The organism is Mycoplasmopsis opalescens ATCC 27921 (assembly GCF_000712185.1).
Taxonomy (GTDB): domain Bacteria; phylum Bacillota_I; class Bacilli_A; order Mycoplasmatales; family Metamycoplasmataceae; genus Mycoplasmopsis; species Mycoplasmopsis opalescens.
In genome coordinates, this window is record NZ_JOOB01000015.1 from 1 (window position 1) to 19463 (window position 19463).

21 protein-coding genes are annotated in these 19463 nt (G+C 28.1%); 9 read left to right on the top strand and 12 right to left on the bottom strand.

Annotated elements, in window-relative coordinates; translation table 4 throughout:
- From T385_RS0101580 to T385_RS0101595, 4 genes are all read right to left on the bottom strand, one after another.
- Nucleotides 1-300, bottom strand: a 300-nt coding sequence (locus tag T385_RS0101580; protein WP_029905910.1) for a transposase, incomplete at its 3' end; no start/stop codon positions are given.
- A gap of 217 nt (nucleotides 301-517) precedes the next feature.
- On the bottom strand, nucleotides 518-733 hold the full coding sequence (locus T385_RS0101585) for an RNA-binding S4 domain-containing protein (protein ID WP_029905912.1): 216 nt from the start codon (nucleotides 731-733) through the stop codon (nucleotides 518-520).
- Between the two features lies 1 nt (nucleotide 734).
- The gene (locus tag T385_RS0101590) at nucleotides 735-1844 is read right to left on the bottom strand and encodes a DNA polymerase III subunit beta (protein WP_029905914.1); all 1110 of its coding nucleotides are present in this window, start codon (nucleotides 1842-1844) and stop codon (nucleotides 735-737) included.
- A gap of 123 nt (nucleotides 1845-1967) precedes the next feature.
- Nucleotides 1968-3404: a helix-turn-helix domain-containing protein gene (locus T385_RS0101595; protein WP_051677954.1), complete on the bottom strand. Its 1437-nt coding sequence runs from the start codon at nucleotides 3402-3404 to the stop codon at nucleotides 1968-1970.
- Between the two features lie 220 nt (nucleotides 3405-3624).
- On the opposite strand from T385_RS0101595, the gene T385_RS0101600 reads away from it, so the two are divergent.
- The 7 genes from T385_RS0101600 to fmt all read left to right on the top strand — a co-directional run bounded on the left by T385_RS0101600 (nucleotide 3625) and on the right by fmt (nucleotide 12114).
- Complete coding sequence (locus T385_RS0101600) at nucleotides 3625-5760, top strand: ATP-dependent DNA helicase (RefSeq protein ID WP_029905918.1); 2136 nt, start codon at nucleotides 3625-3627, stop codon at nucleotides 5758-5760.
- 19 nt (nucleotides 5761-5779) lie between these two features.
- Nucleotides 5780-6340 carry an aminoacyl-tRNA hydrolase gene (gene pth / locus T385_RS0101605; RefSeq protein WP_029905920.1) on the top strand — a complete coding sequence of 187 codons (561 nt, stop codon included), beginning with the start codon at nucleotides 5780-5782 and terminating at the stop codon, nucleotides 6338-6340.
- Nucleotides 6315-7244, top strand: coding sequence for a tRNA lysidine(34) synthetase TilS (tilS, locus tag T385_RS0101610; protein ID WP_029905922.1), 930 nt, complete (start codon nucleotides 6315-6317; stop codon nucleotides 7242-7244). Before pth ends, tilS begins: the two co-directional genes overlap by 26 nt.
- A gap of 34 nt (nucleotides 7245-7278) precedes the next feature.
- Nucleotides 7279-9336, top strand: a complete 2058-nt coding sequence (gene ftsH, locus T385_RS0101615) for an ATP-dependent zinc metalloprotease FtsH (protein WP_029905924.1) — start codon at nucleotides 7279-7281, stop codon at nucleotides 9334-9336.
- A gap of 224 nt (nucleotides 9337-9560) precedes the next feature.
- Nucleotides 9561-10472 carry a Cof-type HAD-IIB family hydrolase gene (locus tag T385_RS0101620; RefSeq protein WP_029905926.1) on the top strand — a complete coding sequence of 304 codons (912 nt, stop codon included), beginning with the start codon at nucleotides 9561-9563 and terminating at the stop codon, nucleotides 10470-10472.
- Between the two features lie 8 nt (nucleotides 10473-10480).
- Nucleotides 10481-11203 carry a ribonuclease HIII gene (gene rnhC / locus T385_RS0101625; RefSeq protein WP_029905929.1) on the top strand — a complete coding sequence of 241 codons (723 nt, stop codon included), beginning with the start codon at nucleotides 10481-10483 and terminating at the stop codon, nucleotides 11201-11203.
- Between the two features lie 74 nt (nucleotides 11204-11277).
- Nucleotides 11278-12114, top strand: coding sequence for a methionyl-tRNA formyltransferase (fmt, locus tag T385_RS0101630; protein WP_029905931.1), 837 nt, complete (start codon nucleotides 11278-11280; stop codon nucleotides 12112-12114).
- A gap of 80 nt (nucleotides 12115-12194) precedes the next feature.
- Here the strand turns inward: fmt and T385_RS0101635 are convergent, their stop codons facing one another.
- The 5 genes from T385_RS0101635 to T385_RS0101655 are packed head-to-tail and all read right to left on the bottom strand — an operon-like array spanning nucleotide 12195 to nucleotide 14899.
- Nucleotides 12195-12569 (bottom strand): hypothetical protein, encoded by a 375-nt coding sequence (locus T385_RS0101635; RefSeq protein WP_029905933.1) that lies wholly within the window; start codon nucleotides 12567-12569, stop codon nucleotides 12195-12197.
- Nucleotides 12562-13413, bottom strand: coding sequence for a ribosome biogenesis GTPase YlqF (ylqF, locus tag T385_RS0101640; RefSeq protein ID WP_029905935.1), 852 nt, complete (start codon nucleotides 13411-13413; stop codon nucleotides 12562-12564). The genes T385_RS0101635 and ylqF overlap by 8 nt, the downstream gene beginning before the upstream one ends.
- Entirely contained in the window at nucleotides 13406-13639 is a 234-nt protein-coding gene (locus T385_RS0101645) for a hypothetical protein (protein ID WP_029905937.1), read from the bottom strand. Before T385_RS0101645 ends, ylqF begins: the two co-directional genes overlap by 8 nt.
- Complete coding sequence (locus tag T385_RS0101650; RefSeq protein ID WP_029905939.1) at nucleotides 13639-14367, bottom strand: TrmH family RNA methyltransferase; 729 nt, start codon at nucleotides 14365-14367, stop codon at nucleotides 13639-13641. The genes T385_RS0101645 and T385_RS0101650 overlap by 1 nt, the downstream gene beginning before the upstream one ends.
- A complete protein-coding gene (locus tag T385_RS0101655) occupies nucleotides 14357-14899 on the bottom strand; it encodes a tRNA (cytidine(34)-2'-O)-methyltransferase (protein WP_029905942.1) in 543 nt (180 codons plus the stop codon). The genes T385_RS0101650 and T385_RS0101655 overlap by 11 nt, the downstream gene beginning before the upstream one ends.
- Nucleotides 14900-15010: 111 nt before the next feature.
- On the opposite strand from T385_RS0101655, the gene rpoE reads away from it, so the two are divergent.
- Nucleotides 15011-15283 (top strand): DNA-directed RNA polymerase subunit delta, encoded by a 273-nt coding sequence (gene rpoE / locus T385_RS0101660; protein WP_029905943.1) that lies wholly within the window; start codon nucleotides 15011-15013, stop codon nucleotides 15281-15283.
- A 1-nt stretch (nucleotide 15284) separates the two neighbouring features.
- Nucleotides 15285-16145 (top strand): class II fructose-1,6-bisphosphate aldolase, encoded by an 861-nt coding sequence (gene fba, locus T385_RS0101665; RefSeq protein ID WP_029905945.1) that lies wholly within the window; start codon nucleotides 15285-15287, stop codon nucleotides 16143-16145.
- Nucleotides 16146-16220: 75 nt separating this feature from the next.
- Here fba and T385_RS0101670 read toward each other — a convergent pair whose 3' ends face one another.
- The 3 genes from T385_RS0101670 to T385_RS03630 all read right to left on the bottom strand — a co-directional run.
- Entirely contained in the window at nucleotides 16221-17141 is a 921-nt protein-coding gene (locus T385_RS0101670; RefSeq protein WP_029905948.1) for an ABC transporter ATP-binding protein, read from the bottom strand.
- A gap of 8 nt (nucleotides 17142-17149) precedes the next feature.
- On the bottom strand, nucleotides 17150-18910 hold the full coding sequence (locus tag T385_RS0101675) for an ABC transporter permease (protein ID WP_029905949.1): 1761 nt from the start codon (nucleotides 18908-18910) through the stop codon (nucleotides 17150-17152).
- A gap of 168 nt (nucleotides 18911-19078) precedes the next feature.
- The coding region (locus T385_RS03630; protein ID WP_198763709.1) for a restriction endonuclease subunit S at nucleotides 19079-19463 on the bottom strand (385 nt) is incomplete at its 5' end.

Sequence of the window (19463 nt, forward strand, 5' to 3'; positions counted from 1 at the left end):
TTCATATTTGCGAACCCATTGATATAGAATTCCCTTACTTACTCCTGCATTAATCGCAACAGAATTAATCGAATTTCCTGCAAGCACTCGAGATACTAACTCATGCTTTTCTTCTGAAGACCAAACCTTATTTTGTATTTTGTGCTTTAATGCTTCAGGTCCACGTGCATCTTCGATTCTGACCCATTTTCGAACTGTGGCTCTAAATAATTCTTTTGAAACACCATCAGGGGTGTTTGGCAACATACCTTGTCGATACATTTCAACACACTTTCTTTTAAATTCAAAATTATAGCGCATAAAAATAACCCTCCTTACTGGATTTTATTTGTCCAGTAAAGAGGGTACATATCAAGTATTGGCTAATTTGAAACAAAAATAATTTTTAGAAAAACAAAAACATTTACATATATATTAAAATAATATTATTTTGGATTTGTGCAATCACCACTCTTAAACCTCTTACTTAAAAGTAAGACAGAGACAAATTTACACAAAAATGTCTATAGTATCGGTTTTAACTTTCTTTTTTTATTAAAAACATTTTATTGTTTATTTTGATAACGTCACTAGGGAAAATTTTAGTGTGTTTATTTGGTTTTTGACCTCTAAGATTAATATTTGAAGCTTCTATAAACATTTTAGCGTGCCCGCCTGTTTGGATTAATCCAACTTTTTTTAAAAATTGAGCAACTGTTATAAATTCAGTATTGATATATATGATGTTACTCATTTTACTTATTTAAAGGTGTAATTAGTTGTTTAGTTGCTTCATTTTCTCTTGATAAAAATAGAATTTTTCTACATTTCTCGTCTACTAACATTATTATTTTTCCTGTAAAAACACTTAAAGCGTCTTTGACGAAATTATAATTTAAGTCTAGCTCAAAAGGAGATCCATCTAATGAAATTTCTGTTGTTTTAGCTTGGCTAGTACCAATTTCGTCTAAACGGTAGTTACATTCCATTTCGTTTGATTTGAATTTAAATTCTATTCTTACTTGTTTTTCTCCAAACTGTAAATACACTTTATTAATAGTGTCCATTATTGCCTCTTTTGTTGTTTCAATTTTATATTTTGTCACAAAATTTGTAAATAAAGTTTCTACATTATTATATGGAATATCAATCACTCTTGCATAAATGATTGTATTTTTATAAGTTATACCGAAACGCATTTCATCAAAAAATAAATTTATGTTTTCATCTGCCTCTAATGGTATTAAATCTTTTAATTCTCTACCTAAAATAGATAAATTAAATTCGTAATCATTAGGATTTGAAACCTTAATTGATGTATGAGCTAATCTAAATGTGTCTGTGGCATTAAAAATAAGTTTATTTTTCTTTAAAATAACATTTATAGCTTTATAAATTAAATTGTTTTCTGTGCTAACTGCAAAAATTACATTTTTAATTGCTTTTTTAAATTCTTCACGGTTTATTGTAATTTGCTTTGTTTTTTTCAAAATATTAATATCTAAAATAGGAAAATTTGTTGCAGGACTAGTGTGAAGCGAATAAAACGATGATCCTTGTTTAATTTCTAATTGATTGTAATTTAATTTGATAGTTATTAAATCATTTAATTTTTTTACAGCATTTTTAAATAGTGATGCATTAATTAAAAATTCACCGGTTTCTTCAACAATAACATTTGTATCATCAACATCAACGTTTTTTATTATGCTTGTAATTTCAGATTTACCAAAAAAATATATTTTTTCTCTTTCAACCCTAATCAATATGCAACGTAAAGCATAAAACGAATTAATAGGGTCTGTATATTTTGATACTGTCTCTAAAACTTGATCTAAAATGTTTTTTTGAATTTGAAATTTCATTATATTCTCCTATATTAATATTATGTTTCGTTGTTTTGTGCAAAACTTATAAAAGTTTTATAAATAAGATTTTTACATAAAATTTTATAAACTTTTAATAGTTTCATATATGTGAGTAATTAATTATTTGTTGTGGAAAACATTATCACTAATGGTTATAATTGCTTTATCAATTGATTTCGAAGGATCTTCTTTTTCATTTCTAATTTTTTCAAAAGCATTTATAACTGTCGTATGATCTCTGTTACCAAAAAACATACCGATATGATCGAATGACATTTTTAATTGCTCACGCACAATATACATCGCTATGTGTCGCGCAATTATGATTTCTTTTCTTCTGCTTTTTCCTAAAATCTCTTTTTTAGGCACTTTATAGTACTTGCTTACTGCTTCTAAAATACTATCTGGTGTGATTTGATTAAGTGTTTTATTCATCCTAGCTAAGATATTTTTGACTACAGCTGCAGTATATTTTGAATTAGCTCTTTTTTCTAATTCGGTATTGTAGAAGCTTAATTTGTTTATAATACCTACCATTGCCCTTATAGAAGCTTGTGAAGATATAATAACTGCTTTTTTAGCTTCATCTTCTCATGCTTCAAGGTGTAAATTTCTTTTTTCAATTAAGAAATCTAAGATGCGAATCATATCTTTTTGATTTGGTTGCTTGATTTCTATTATTAAGGACGAGCTTAATCTAGTTACAATTCTCGGTTCATAGTATTGATGGAGAATTTCAAGTGGTTTATCTGATGCAAAAAAAGTTATTTTATTATTCATCATTCTATTATCTAAAATGTTATAAAGCATTTGTAGAGTACTTTTTTTGCTACCAGTAGCATAACTTTGTATATCATCAAACAGTATTACATCAACTTTACAATATTCATCATAAACTGCCTTGATTCTTTTAGTGTTGTTTTCTTGCAATAAAGATGACATATTTGTTGTAAAAGAGATAGGATTAACATACTTTGTTGTTATGTTTTTTTGTTCTAAACCATTACAAATTGAATGTAATAGGTGAGTTTTTCCCGTTCCACTGTTTCCATATATAAAAATTAAATTAAATTCCCTACCACCATTAATTATGTAATTAGCTAAGCGTATTGCTTCTGTGTTGAATTCACCTTCTACATAGTTTTCAAGTGTGTAAGATGTATTAATGATACTGTTGGTGTCTTCAATTTCATTTTGGCTTTTTTTATCTGTTTTACTATGTTTTTTGTTGTTTTTGTCTTCATTTAAAGTTGTTTGAATCTCGCCTAATTCACTAAGCGTACTTTCTATTGAAAAAGTGCATTTCTTTTCAAAAGTTTCCTCGAGTGCTTTCTCAATAAATTGTCCATAATGGGCTTTGATAATTTGTGCAATGTCGCTGCTTTTTGGCGTACTCAATATAATATGGTTTGATGCGTCGATATCTTTAATTATTAAATCTTCTAAAAATGTTTTGTAATCAAAACTAACTAATCCATAGCTTTTTAAACAAGTGTGGAAAGTTAGCATATTACCATTCAATGCTGCATTAGAAGATGTATTTGCGTTAGCTTTCATATTTATATAATACTTAATTTAATTTATAAATATATTTTAATTATACAAATCTATTCATATTTAATAGTTATCCACAATAAAATCAACAACTAAAAACGCTGTTTTATAGTGTTTTTAGTTTAAAAACTAACGTTAATGTGGAATTGTGGATTTTGTTGTGGATAAATAAAAAAAAGCAACCAAATATTTTTCTTTATTTAAATTTAATTATAATAATTTTATGGATACCGAAGGTGTTAAAAACTTTATAGGTAGGTTTACCAAAATTTTATCAGGGGGTGAAGCAGTAAATTGAAAATACGCTTTGCTTTTATTTAATATTGAAAACGGTAAACAAATATCTGTTTATTGCAAGGATAAAAAAGTCGATCTAAATCTTAATTATGAAATTTTTGTAAAAGAGAATTCAAATGGCAAATATAATAGTTTTATTCTAGAAAATTTTTTAGTTAAATTACCTAACAATAATGAGAAAATTTTACAAATTTTAAAAAATAGTACACAAGGATTGGGAGAAGTAAGACTTAAAAAAATTGTCGAAGCTTGTGGGGAAGATTTTTTTAATAATATACAAGCTCACAAAGATAAAATAATTGATTTGACAAATGAAAATTTATATGATAAATTAGCTTCACAATGCTTAAAAATGTTTGAAAATGATCAATTTTTTTTCATAGAAAATGGTTTGTCTAACTTGTTTTTAATGATTAAAGAATTAAACAAATTTAAAGAAATATCATTACTGAATTATTTTGAAACAAACGATCCTTATGAACTGGTTGTTGAACATTATTTACCTTTTGATTTAGTTGACAAATTAGCCTGTATCATAGGCAAAAAAGTTAAATTTAATAGACTTAGATCTATGATTTATTATTTCATTCGAGATGAGTTTAACAGTAATAGCACCTTAGTACCAATTGTAAATATTGTGAATAAAATTCTTAAATATGAAAATTCTTATACCGAGGCGGACGTATTCGATTCTCTTGTAACACTAATTGAAAATCAAGAGGTATATTTTGATAAGGATAACAGAAGAATTTCGCTTTTCCAAATGTATGACATAGAAAGCGAAATCTGTGATATTTTATGTGAAATTAATGAAGCTGAAATCAAGCATAACTATAAAAGAGTTAAGTTTTTAAGTTGTTCAGAGCTTCAAAACAAAGCCATTAATGATGCATTAAAAAACAACGTGTCGATAATTTCTGGTTATCCAGGAACTGGTAAAACTTTAATTATAGAAAAAATTTATAATCAATTAATTGGCCAAAAAGCCTATAGTACAGATGAAATAAAAGTTTTAACTCCAACAGGAAGATCAGCTTCAAACCTATTTACTAAATATAATATAAATGCAAAAACATGCCATAGTTATTTAAAAATATCAAGAGATAATGAAGTTTTTGAAAATTATGTTTTAGCAAATAACGAAACCAAAGTCATAATTTTTGATGAGTTTTCAATGATTAATATTAATATATTTGCCGCAATATTAAGAAACACAATAAACTTAGAAAAAGTAATAATTGTTGGCGATTCTTATCAACTTCCAGCAATTGGTCCAGGTAATTTATTGGAAGATTTAGTGAATTCAAAACGATTTAATACTACAATTTTAGAAGACATTTTTAGAACGGATTCCATAGAGATCTCGAGCCATTTCTTAGGTGTAAAAAGTTTTAAATTTGTGGAACCCGAAACAGATATTGTTCAATTTGTAGACGCTGATAAAAATAATTTTATTAAACAGCTAACTATTATTTTTGCTAATCATGTTTATAAATATTTAATTGATGAAACGATGGTTTTAGTCCCAATTTATAAAGGTGAAAAAGGCATAATTGAAATTAATAAAGCACTACAAAAATGATATATTTTCGACTTTTTAGACTATGAGCAAGGCAAAAAAGCAACTAAACTTGATTTTAGCAGCACTGACAAAACTTTTTATATTGGCGACAAAGTAATCCAAACTGAAAATGATTATAATCTCGATGTTTATAATGGCGAAATCGGATATATATCTGAATATAATGACAAAGGAATAATAGTTGATTTTATTTATAAAAAAATTCTTTACAAAAAAAACGATTTTTTAAAATATATTCAATTAGCCTATGCAATAACAATTCATAAATTTCAAGGATCCGAGTCAAAAAGTATTATTTTTCCATTTTTTAGTAATTATGATTTTATGCTTACTAATAAACTAATATACACTGCTGTTTCTAGAGCTAAAGAAAAGTTAACAATAATTGGTGATAGTGGTTATTACAGTAAAAAGGTAACTGACAAAACAAATAATAAAGAAATTTTCACATTTATGCAAAAAATGTTAACTAATAAGTAAAATTTTATAAGAGGTAAAAATGAAATTAATAGTTGGATTAGGGAACCCTGGAGAAGAATATAAATTCACAAGACATAATAGTGGATTTTTAGTTATTGATAAAATATGTGAAAAACTCAATATAACACTGAATAAAAACCGTTTTAATGGGGAGTTTACCACAATTGATGGAGCAATAATTGCTAAACCTTTAACATTTATGAATAAATCTGGCGACTTTATTATTCAAATTGCAAATTATTACAAAATAAATAGTGATGATATCATGGTAATTTATGATGATAAAGATTTTAAAATTGGTCAAGCAAGCATAAAGATTGGTGGTTCGGCAGCAAACCACAATGGAATTTTAAATATAATGGAGCACTTTAAATCTAATGATTTTAAAAAGCTTAGAATTGGGATTGGAGCTCCCACTTCGCCAATGAAAGATTATGTGCTTTCGAATTTTAAAAATGCCGAAATGGCGCGTATAGAAATGGTTTTTGAAAAAGCAGCAGACGCGGCTATATCGTTTGTTTATAACGATATTAGATACATTATGGAGAAATTTAATGGAGAAAATCGCAAAGCAGAATAATAAAATTTTATTAGCTGTTAGTGGTGGCCCAGACTCTGTTTTTTTATGTCATTATATCAAGGAAAGGTTTGATGCAAAAAATGTAATTGTAGCGACAGTGGATCATTCGGTGAGAGAAAATTCGCATCGAGATGTTGAAATTGTTAAAAGAGTTTGTGAGAAATATAATTTTGAATTAAAAATTTGTAAATTAGATCCCGTTATAGCGCAATCCTGGTCTTCTGGTTTTGAGGAAAAAGCAAGAGAAGCACGATATAAATTTTTTAAAGAAATTTACGATAAAGAAAAGTGCGAAGCATTGTATTTAGGACACCATAAAGATGATTTTATTGAAACAGTTATAATGCAAAAAAAATCAAAAAGGGAACCTTTATTTTACGGAATTAAGCCATCTACTGTATTATTGGGAATGAATATAATTCGTCCTTTTATTGATAAATATTTTAAAAATGAAATTTTGAAACTTTGTTCAAAACTAAAATTAGAGTATGCAATCGACGAAACAAATAGCAACGATTGCTATCAACGCAACGTAATAAGAAAGAAATTATTAAATAAAAGTGTAGAAGAAAAAAATAGGTTTATAAATCAGATTAATTTGGAAAATGAAATTCTTTTAGAAAAAGAAAAAAAAGTTAATTTACTTTATGAACAGTGAAAAAACAATAATTTTAATTTGACTTGAATTAAAAATCTTGATAAAAGCAATGATTTCCTGCTTCCATACCTAGTTTCAAAGATGATTTTTACACAAACTAATGAAAAAATTAATTTAAATAAAGATAAATTGCTTAATATTATTTCATGAATAAAATCAAATAAAAATAACAAAACATTTTTACTTAAAGACAATATAAAAATGGTTAAGCAAAATAAGGAAATCAGTTTTTTAATAAATAAATAATTTGTTATTATTAATATATATTGAAAGGAGAGGGATGAATAACGAAAAAAAGACAAAAAAACCTAATTGAATTAGTATTATTTTTACAGTTTTTCTTGTTTTAATGTTTGTTGTTATCATTTACTGATTAATTAGAGAACGCATTAATAATAATGCTAGCTCTGAAGTTGATCTATCAGTTTTTAAAGAACACTTAAAGAAATCTCTTGATGGCAACACACAAGATCATGTTGATAATATTTACCTTAAAGACATAAATATTGACTACTTCCACGGGCGAATAACTTATACATTCGTGGATAATAATCATGTAGGCACATATTATATTAATTTAACCCCAGAATTAGCTAAAGAATTTGCTGGAAATTCTAACCCAAATACTAGTGTAGCAGGTGAATTCGCAGATATTGCTCAAGGTAGAACATTATCTCAATTGTTACATGAGGTAGCTAGATTCAATAATAATGGAAATGTTGAAGTTGCTAAAATTTTGGATGCTGGTATTCCAGTAGAAAAACCTCAATTTTTAAAAAACTTAATATTTGGTTTTGGTCCTACCTTGCTATACATTTTATTAATGATTCTACTTTATGTGTGAATCATGAAGCGTCAAAAAAACTTTATGGGTCAATTTGGTGACGATTCAAACCCATCTAAAAAAATTAAAAGTGATAAGACATTCAAAGACGTAGCCGGTAACAAGGAAGCTATCGAAGAAATTCAAGAACTGGTTGATTATTTAAAAGACCCATCTAAATACGCTAATGCAGGGGCAAGAATGCCCCATGGTGTTCTACTTGGCGGTCCCCCAGGAACTGGTAAAACACTTTTAGCTAAAGCCACAGCTGGTGAAGCAAATGTACCATTTTACTTTATTTCAGCTTCAGGTTTTGTTGAAATGTTTGTTGGATTAGGAGCGAAAAGAGTTAGAAGCGTTTTTGATGAAGCTCGTAAAAATGCTCCTGCAATTATCTTTATTGATGAGCTTGACGCTATTGGTAGAACTCGTGGAGCCGGCTTAGGCGGCGGACATGATGAAAGAGAACAAACACTTAACCAGCTTCTAGTTGAGATGGACGGAATGAAAGAAAATAATGGTATCTTACTTTTTGCCGCAACTAACAGAACTGATGTCTTAGATCCTGCCTTAACTCGTCCTGGTCGTTTTGATAGAATAATAACTGTTGGTTTACCAGATGTTAAGGAACGTCAAGAAATATTAGAATTACATGCTAGAGGTAAAAGATTAGAACCGTCAGTTAACTTGGCACAAGTAGCTAAAAGAACTCCGGGCTTTTCAGGTGCACAATTAGCTAATGTTATTAATGAAGCTTCTTTATTGGCTGTTAGAGCAAGACATGATTTAATTACCCGTGATGATATTGATGAAGGTATCGACAGAACAATGTCTGGACCTGCTAAGAAAAATAGAGTAATCTCTAAAGAAGAATTAACTATGGTTGCTTACCATGAGGCTGGACACGCAGTTGTAGGGATTAAAACACCAGGAGCGAATAAAGTTCAAAAGATTACCATTATTCCTCGTGGTTCAGCAGGTGGATATAATTTAATGACACCTGAAACTGAAAAATATAACATGAGCAAGCAAGAATTAATTGCCGTTATAACTTCATTTATGGGTGGAAGAGCTGCAGAGGAAATTATTTATGGTGCAGATAATATTTCTACTGGCGCAAGTGATGATATCTCTAAAGCAACCAAACTAGCTCGTAAGATGGTTTCAGAATGAGGTATGTCAGAACTAGGTCCAATTCAATATGAACAAGACGAAGGATCTCCTTTCTTAGGTCGTGATTATCTAAAATCATCTAATATTTCAGGAAATATGGCTCATGAAATTGATTTACAAGTTCGCAAAATTATCACAGAAGCAAAAGATAGAGCGATGAAAACCATTCGTGAGAACATGCAACTTCTTGAACTTATTAAAACAGCATTATTAAATAAAGAAACAATTGTTTCAGAAGAAATTGAATATATAGCCCAAAACTTACAATTACCACCTGAAACAGAAAGACAGAATTCAGAAAATGTTAACTTAACATTTGATGACATTATCAAAAATGATTAAAACTAAAAAAATCTAAGCCACTTAGATTTTTTTGTTTTTCTGTTTAGCGGACACATTAAAATATTAAAAAATAATTATTGTTGCCAGAATAACTATTACATAGTTGTTTTGGGACCATTAATTTTAAAAAAATAAAATCAATAAAAGCACTTATTATGAAAAAATATAAAATATGGTAAATTTATATTGCTAATTATTCTTAATAAATTAATTATGGAGATCAAATGGAAAATAAACAAGAAAAATTTCTTTTTGCTATCGATCTTGATGGTACATTGTTAGCATCTTCGGCTGAAGGAACAATCCACGAAGAAACATTTAATGCTATTCAAAGAGCTAAAAATGAAGGACATATTGTTTGCGCAGTTACAGGTAGACCATGAAGAAGTACCAAACCAATTTATGAAAAATTAGGTTTAGACACAGTTGTTTGCAACTATAACGGTGCGCAGATTCATAACCCTTCTGATGAAAACTTTATACCATTAATCAAATATTTAAACCTTAATGAAATGCTTTACATCCTTGGTGACCCAAAAGTAGAGCAAGAAATCTCAAATATCGCAATTGAGGGTCCTGGCTGAGTACAAATTCAAAAAAGGGATGAAGCTTTAGAACGTGTTTTTGGATTTGCTTCAAATCCAAAATTCACAGTTGGAATTAACTTAAGCAAAATTCCTCTATGTCCAACAGGTATTATTTTTGATGTTAAAGAAACAACTGACCCATACGAATTACGAAGATATTTAAGAGCTAGATACGGCGACTTAGGAGAATTTTCATTTTGAAGCAAAGGCGAAGGTTTAACTCCTGTTTTTGACATTACAAACGTTGGGGTTAATAAAGGTAGAGCTCTATCATTATTATCTAGATATTATGGTGTTGATCTTCAACATACTATTGCTATCGGCGACGGTTTTAATGATGTCCCAATGTTTAAAGTAGCTCACATTTCTGTTGCAGTTGGCAATGCCGATACAGCCGTTAAAAAGCAAGCTACAGTTAAATTAACTAAAACCAACCGCGAAGGTGCTGTAGGTTATTTCATCAATAAATTCTTAGAAAATCCGCAAAAAGAAATTGATAAAGCTACTGAAGCAATCAATAAAATGATCTTAGCTCAGCATACAGAATAAAGGTCAAAATGCAATTTTTAACAGATTTAAATTTAGAATATAATGATTTAGATTTGATAGGTACAGACGAATGTGGCGTCGGTGATTTTTACGGTCCACTTGTAGCCTGTGCCGTTTTTATTCCTAAAGAAAATATGTCTTTTATAAAAGATTTAGGAGTTAAGGATTCGAAATTAATAACTAACTCCAAAAAAATCAAAGAGATCGCAAAACAATTGCGTAAAATGGTGAAGTATTCCATTAAAATATTTAATCCAGAAGGCTATAATAAATTAAATAAATACTATAATTCTAATCAACTTAAAATGTTTTTACATATGTTTGCTATAAATGAATTAGAGGCTAATGTTAAAAAAATAGATTACATAATTATAGACCAATTCAGCACTTTAAAAAGTATTCAAAAATACTATGATACAGCTCTTTCAGACCAATTTTTAAATATTCAAAAGTTTCAACATAATGTGATTTTAACATATAAAGCTGAACAAAAATCACTTGCTGTTTCGTGTGCTAGCATATTAGCTCGTGATAAATTTTTATATAAAATTGAAGAATTAAATCGAGAATACAATACGCAATTTCCGCTAGGTGCATCCAATTTGGTTAAAGAGTTTCATGCCTCTTTTCTTAAAAAGAATAAAAATATTTCCCTTAATAAAATAGCTAAATTACACTTTAATATGGAAATTAAAGATAATAATAAAGAAAAAAATAATTTATTTGAGTAAAACAGCTGTAATTAGCTGTTTTTAATTATTTTCATTTTAAAAATAATTACTTAAATATAACTTATAATATCAATATGATAAAAATATTATTAGCAGGAACTCCTGAATTTTCTGTTCCAATTTTCGAAGAAATTATTAATAATTTTAATGTTGTAGGAATAGTTAGTCAACCAGACAAACCAACGGCTAGAGGAAGAATTATCACTCATACACCAACTAAAAAACTCGGTGAAAAATTCGGAATAAAAGTATTCCAACCCAATAAAATCGGAGAGATAACAGAAGAATTAAGAAAACTAGACTACGATTATTTAGTTACATGTGCATTTGGTCAATTTATACCTACTAAGGTTTTAGCTCTAGCTAAGAAATATAATTTAAATATTCATGGTTCATTATTACCAAAATATAGAGGTGCTTCGCCTATCCAATCTGCGGTTTTGAATGGAGATAATAAAACTGGTATTACATTAATGGAAATGGTTAAGGAAATGGATGCGGGTGATATTTTCTTTCAAAAGAGCTGTACAATAGACGAATTAGACACAGCTTCCTCAATATTTAATAAATTACAAAAAATAAGCATTGACCATATAACTGAATGGATAAAATTAATCGATAAAGGTGAGTTCAACAAGATTGCGCAAAATTCTTCTGAAGTCACATTTTGCACAAAACTAGAAAGAGAAGATGCTGAAATCAAGGAAGATTTAACAATTGATCAAGCTCAAAGAATAATTAAAGGTTATGATGCTAATGGATGCGCATATGCCTATATTATGGGCAAAAGAGTAAAAATATATAAAGCCCAAAATAATTATATAGTTAATGCGCCAACAATAAAATTAAGCGATGGCGTGCTATACCTAACTGATTACCAATTTGAATCAAAACGAAGAGTTATTTTATAAAAAAAGCGTGTTTTGAATGTACCCTTATTACTGGATTTTTTTGACCAGTAAAGAGGGCACATATCAAAACCCGCCGTTTTTTATCCCTCAAAAGAATAATTTGGTTCGGCTTTGAATAAATATTTAATTCAAATTTTGAGCTCTTTTTCATAATTATCAGGTTTTTTTCTAACTGCAATAATTAATATAAGACAAATTACAGAGTAATAGATTAAAAAAATGTTAAAAATTGAAAAGAAGCTTAAAAATATTGAAAATGTAACTATGCTTTGGTAGCCTTGGCTTTTTACTATTCCTCAAATCATAAACCCTATTAAAATAAAAAATAAAACTATAATCAATAATATTGATCTTACCTTGGTTCATAAACCCATTATAAAACTGCTGTTTTCTATAACATTTTTTCACCCTCTAACTTTTCTTTCCAAAACTTTATTATCTAAATTTTTATTCATATGTGACTCCTTTGAGATTTTGGACATAATTAATAAAATATTGATGTGCACCATCTAAAACTAACTTGTTTTCTACTTTTAAACCCCTATTTTTTGCAATTTGCGTAAAAATTGCATGTTTATTAACATCATTTAGATTTGCTAATAGTTTTGGTTCAATTTTAAAATCATCAGTTAGTTTGTTTGGGTAATATTTAGCTATAACATCTAAATAATTTTCAGCAATGAGTTTAATTGGAAATTGCTTAGTTTCTATACATCTAGTCATGGAAAGCTTAACTGCTGCTTCTTGATTTTCGATGTTAGGTAGCAAAATACCCGGTGTATCTAAAAAGAAGAAATTATCTACATTTACTCAGCTTTTAGTTCTTGTTACACCAGGGAAATTGCCTACTTTTAAATTCTTTTTCTGAGTCATTAAATTAATCAATGTGCTTTTACCTGCATTAGGAACACCGAGAACGAAAACTTTAATCCGAGGTTGCAAAAAACCCTTATTTACAGCATTTTTAGTCTTTTCTTTATTAATTTTTTCCAATTCTTTTAAAATAATCGAACGACTTTTTTGATTTCTTAAATCCAATCACAAGAGTCGTGAGTAGTTAAAATGCTTTGCGATTTTTTCTTTTTTTGATACATCCATTAAATCAGATTTTGTTGCAATAAACAAACGAGGTTTATTTGGTGCTATTTTATCAAAATCATCATTGTAGCTACTTAATGGGCATCTTGAATCAAGAACAATAATGAATAGATCAGCCAAATTTGCAACTTCTTTTATTTCTTTTGTGGCCTTAGCCATGTGCCCAGGATACCAATTGATTTTTAAATCGTTATTATTCATTATGGTTACCACTTCTAAGTTTTAATTGCTCTTTTAATGCATCGATTTCAGATTGTAATGAAGCACATTTAACCGCTAATTCTAATTTTTCATCTTTTAAAATATTTAGTGAAATTTGAAGATTATTAATTTCGTTTTTAAATTCATCAATAATTTGTTCAACATCAGAAATACAATAACCGTTAAGTTCGTAGCCAAGATTAATTTTCGTTATTTTTTCACCCATTATTTGCCTCACAATTCATTAATTTTATAAAGAATAATTCCTGCACTAACCGCAACATTTAAGCTCTCAAATTGAATCGGTATATAAATTTTAGTTGAGCAATATTTATAGTTTTCATGTTTTATTCCATGACCTTCATTTCCTAAAACAACAGTAATATAGTCATTTTGGACGCAAAGATCTTTTATATTCATGCTATCTTTATCTAAAGAAGTTGCTATTATTTGATACTTCTTTTCTTGAAGTTTTTTTAATTCATCACTTGAATTTTGGTAATTAACTATGTTTATTTTAAATATTGAACCTTGGGTTGATCTTAAAATTTTAGGATTATAAACATTTACATTAGTGAATAAGGTATCAAAACCAAAACCAACTGCACTACGAATGATTGTGCCAACATTTCCAGGATCTTGAACGTCATCTAAAAAAATAATTTTTGAGCCTATTTTTTTATTCACTTGTTTTTTACAAAGCGCTAAAACACCTTCGGAACTTTTAACTATGCTAATATTTTCGAGAATATGTTTGCTAATGATAAATTTGTTTTCTTTTATTAAATCTTTGGTTTCTACTTCATATATTTCGCACACTAAACCATCGATCTTTAGTGCTTCATAAACCATATTGTAGCCTTCAACAACAAAAAAATCACCAGGTTTTTTTAATCATTTTCGTAAATTTTTAATTTTTTGATTTTGTAATGATGAAATATATTTATTTTGCATTTTCATTATTAAGATTTTTTAAAAAATCTTTTCCTTTTTGAACTTCATATTTACTTAAATTTTTAAATTCCAATTGTCGCATAACTTCGAAACCTATAATCGCAACACAGTTAGCTAAATTTATACTTCTCATTTTTGAAACCATCGGGATTCTTAAACATTTATCAAGATTAGAAATTAAAATATTTTTATCTATTCCTGTGGATTCTCTACCAAACATTAATCAAATTTCTTTTTCTTGCTCATAAACTTTTTTATAATCCACATCCGAATAAGTATGTTCTCCGTACCGCGTAATGTAAAAAATAGTTTTAGAACCGTATTTATTTGCAAATTCTGTATAAGATTCATGAATCTCGTGTGGAATATCACTTAACAATCTACCTGCGGCCGGACGAGACATATATTTAGGATGCAATGAAAATCCAATTGGTTTAATAATGTGTAATTTAGCTTTCAGCGCATAACATGTTCTGATTATATTAGCTGTGTTAGGTGGTATTTCTGGTTCAAAAAGCACTATATTTAACATAATTAACCTCAAAAAACTTATATATTAGAAATTAAATATTATAATTGCATAACTTAATTTTAATATTTAAATTATAATATAAATATCAAAACATTGAAAAATGGAGAAACTATGAAAAAAACATTAACAATTTTAGATATTATTCAAGAATATATGTTCAACCGTTGTTCAAAAGGCGAATCAGTTGAATTTGATGATATTTTTGCAGAGGTTGAAAGCAAACTAAAATCAAAATGAGAAGCTCAAACTAATAATTTTGATTATGATGAAACAAAAACAGAAAAAATTGGAGAAGTTTATAGACTTTTAACCGTTTCAAGCGATTTTGTTCGTAATCCTGATGCAACTTGAACCATTAGATTAAGTGCTTTAAATAAGAATTAATATGCTAGTTAATGCTAAAAAGATGGTTGATGATGCGTATAAAAATCGTTATGCAGTCCCTCATATAAATATTAATAATTTAGAGTGAGCTAAAAATGTTTTATTAGCCTGTGAAGAAATGAGGAGCCCAGTTATTTTGAGTGCCTCAGAAGGCGCCGTCCATTATATGGGTGGGTATAAAACTGTAAGCTCAATGGTTAATTCGCTTGTAAAAGACCTTAATATTACTGTCCCTGTGGCCTTACATTTAGATCACGGAACCTTTGAAGGATGCAAAAAAGCAATAGAGGAAGGCTTCACTTCAATAATGTTTGATGGTTCAAAATTAGAATTTAACCAAAACTATAGTAATACAGCGGAATTAGTAACATTAGCTAAAGAAAATAATATTTCCATAGAGGCCGAAGTAGGGCAAATTGGCGGACAAGAAGACGATATTTTTTCTAAAGGTGAGTTAGCTAATTTAAACGAGGCAATTTCCTTATCTAAGCTAGGTATAGACTTTTTAGCTGCAGGGGTAGGTAATATCCACGGTAAATATCCAACTAATTGAAAATCATTAAATTTTGACCTTTTAGATTTAATATCCAAAAACACAAAGATTGGAATTGTGTTACATGGTGGCAGTGGCATTCCTAATGATCAGATTAAAAAAGCAATCGATTTAGGAGTTGCAAAAATTAATATTAACACCGAATTACAACTGGCTTTTCATCAAGCGATACGTGATTTTATTGTCAATAACAAAGATTTAAAAGGTAAAAATTACGATCCTAGACTTTTATTAAAAAATGGTTGTGAAGCCATTAAGCAAGCAACCAAAGAAAAAATATTACTTTTTAGTTCAAATAATAGATATTAAAATCACCTTTTTAGAGGTGATTTTAATATTGAGTTTCGACCAAAAAAACTATAATACAGTGTTTTTGGTTATTTATTATTCTGATTTAACAGAGAAATATAATTCACTAAGAGTTACTTCATTAATGCCACAATAGTCAATGTCCATACCGTTATGAAATAAATCACTGGCAATTAAATTAAAAACATTTTTTTCGGCTCTAATTAATATTGTGTTTTTATCCGCTTTTTGATATTGAAAATCTAAAGATTTTTTTAGCAATTCTAATTTTTGTTCCAAATCGGTTATTTTTTTGGAAACAATTTTAAAACCAAAATAGTTATTTTGTTTAATTGAATCAAATGTACCCGAAAATTTAATTTCTCCTTTATCTAAAACAGTTACGGAGTCAATATACATTTCTAATTCCCTTAAAATATGGCTAGAAATAAAAATAGTAATTTTATTTTTTTGGTTAAGTTCTTTTAATTTTTTATATAAATCTTCACGAGCTGCAGGGTCTAAATTTGCAGCGGGTTCATCCAAAATTAAAATTTGAGGATCATTCAATAAAGCTTGGGCAAGCATGACTCTTTTTTGTTGACCACTAGAAAGATTGTTGCCATAACGTTTTCAAAGATTTTCTTCAACCCCAACATTCATTAAAATCTGGGACACTTTTTGTTTTGCCTCTTTTTTCTCTATTCCATAAAGCAAAGCCATATCAACCAAAAAATCAAATATATTTAATGATTTAGGAAATGTGGCAGCTTCTGGTATGTAACCAATTATTGATTTAACAGATGCATCTTTATTGCTTGTCTCATTAATTGTTATTTCACCCTTAAAATCTGGATAAAAACCCAACAAAGTTCTAATTGTTGTGGTTTTACCCGCACCGTTTGCACCTATAAAACCGTGAAATTCACCGTTTTCAATAACAAAAGAAATATTGTTAAGGACGGTATTTTTTTTGTTAAAAATTTTAGAAACGTTTTTAAATTCTATAGCACTCATAATACCACCTAATTTTTAAAATCCTTTTTGTTAAATTTTCTTTTTCCGATGAAAAGACATAAAACGGCTAAACCAGAGTACAAAGTTATGGTTAAGTATCAAGGGTAAATATTCATAGAATTATGCTTCATAATTCTAAAGTTGGCTTCTTCAACATCTACAAATGCATAGAAGTTATCATCAAAGCCAATTGTTTTATTAATTAAGCCTAAACCACCAAGCTCATTAATTTTTTTATTTAGCTCAAAATAAACTAAATTATGAATTTGTTTATTTGGCAGTTCTGTTAATGAATGTTTTAAAATCAAAACTTCAGTATCAATATTATTTTCACTTTTACTTTCTAATGCATAGTTTATTTTTGAGAGGAAATCTTGGAAGCTTTTTGACTCTATAGCAAAATTAAGAATTTCCTTTGAATCTTTATTTAATTTTTCAATTTTATTTACGATATTATTTTTGAATTTGTTTCACAATTCTTCTTCAAGTTTTTTGTTTAAACTTTCTAGTAATTGAGCTCCTTTTACTTCCGCTTCGGTTGCAGTAGATATTTCTTTTTTTACTGTATCTCTGATGTTTTGGATTATTTCATTTAAATTTATATTATCATTAGCTTCAGTTAAAAGATATCAAAATTCTCTAGCGCTTAATTTATCAATGTTATATAAAGTGCTTAATAAACTAATGTTATCATAGTTTCTGTTAGTATTAGGCACTAAGTTTGAATTTATTAATATATCATTATTTGCTCGATTATATACTTGGTAATTATTTTTAACTAAGACATAGAAATCTTTTATAACTGGTAGTGCGGTTTCACTACTTTTAACTGAAATTTTAGTTACATATCAATTGTTTTGCACATCTAATTTAGTTAAATAATTTAATTTATATGGTTCTATGAGTTCACCCCCAATTAAATACCTAAAATGATCAGAAGGATTAATTAAAGCAGGTAAATAATGAAAGTTTTTGTTAATTGTTTTATAAGCATCCTTTACTTCGATTTTTTCATTAGTGTATATTTTATCAAGGAACACAATTTCATTTTTACCACCAGCAAAAAAACTCTTTCAGTATTCATTTTTGCTATTTTCTCAAATATGATCGTGAATACCCTCACTTAAATTCGACGTTAATTTGATCGGAGTGTAGTGAATTGTGGCTTTTTTACTACTGTCTACAATATTAATGATAAAAGGTGTTATAGGCTGCAAAACAACAACAGGTACAGTTAAAACAGCAAAAAAACCTTTAGCGCTTATAAATTGTGAAATAGCGCCTCCTACTGAAGAAGTTATAAAAATTATTAATATTCATCCCAAAATACTTCATGCAAGCAATATAAAAATATCTTTAATTTTTAATATCATAAACAAGCTCATTATTGTGCCAGAGATGATAAAACTTAAAACAAAATATGTTCCCGTTACAATAGCTGATAAGGTAATTGTAGCTAAAAATTGTGCTCAATAAATTGAATTACGATTTATTGGTTTAGAATGGATAATATATTGTAAACCTTCGTTTTTAATAAAATAAAAAACCCTTGAGCATATTAAAACTGTTACAAAGAAAGTTATAGATATTAAAGTTGTTATGAAAACAAATAATATTGGACTTAGTTGGCCACTTAAAGAACCAAAAATAGGTGAAATACCAATTAATAATTCTAAAATCAAAATTAATGATAATAAAACAGAGTAAAGGATTATGAATTTTGGCTGTTTTATTATTGTTTTAACTAAAAATTTATAAAAATTGTTCATTATGTTACTCCCAGTAATAGTTTCATTATAATATATTCTTATAGATAAGCAAAAAAATGAAATCATTCCTTCTGGTTTTTGAAATTTCTCTAACTTCAATTCTCATGTACGTTTTTCATATAAAAACCTTTCTTTTTTAAAACTAACAAAACAACTGTAAAATGAGTATTAAACAAACATTTTATTGAGTAATTCTTGCTTAATTTTTTTGAGTTTTTCGCACTTACGCTGATGAAGTGTTAGGAGTGAGTCTAGAGAGGAGAATGTCTGAGCTATTTTGTTTTGTTCGGGGAGTTGAGGGGTATGAACCATAACAGTTTTTAACGAGGATGATGTGATCGTAGGTATTGTTGAGTTAGACCCTAAATCCATTATGTTATCTTGAATATTCTTTAATGAATTAAATAAAAAGAATGGATTAATAAATATCTTCAAATCTAACGAAAAACACTTGTCATTAAGATAAAATTTAACTGGAATATATGAAACCCAGCCACATTTCCCGGCTCTTGCGATAGTAATAGTGTTTTCTAATCTATTGTATTCAGTATGG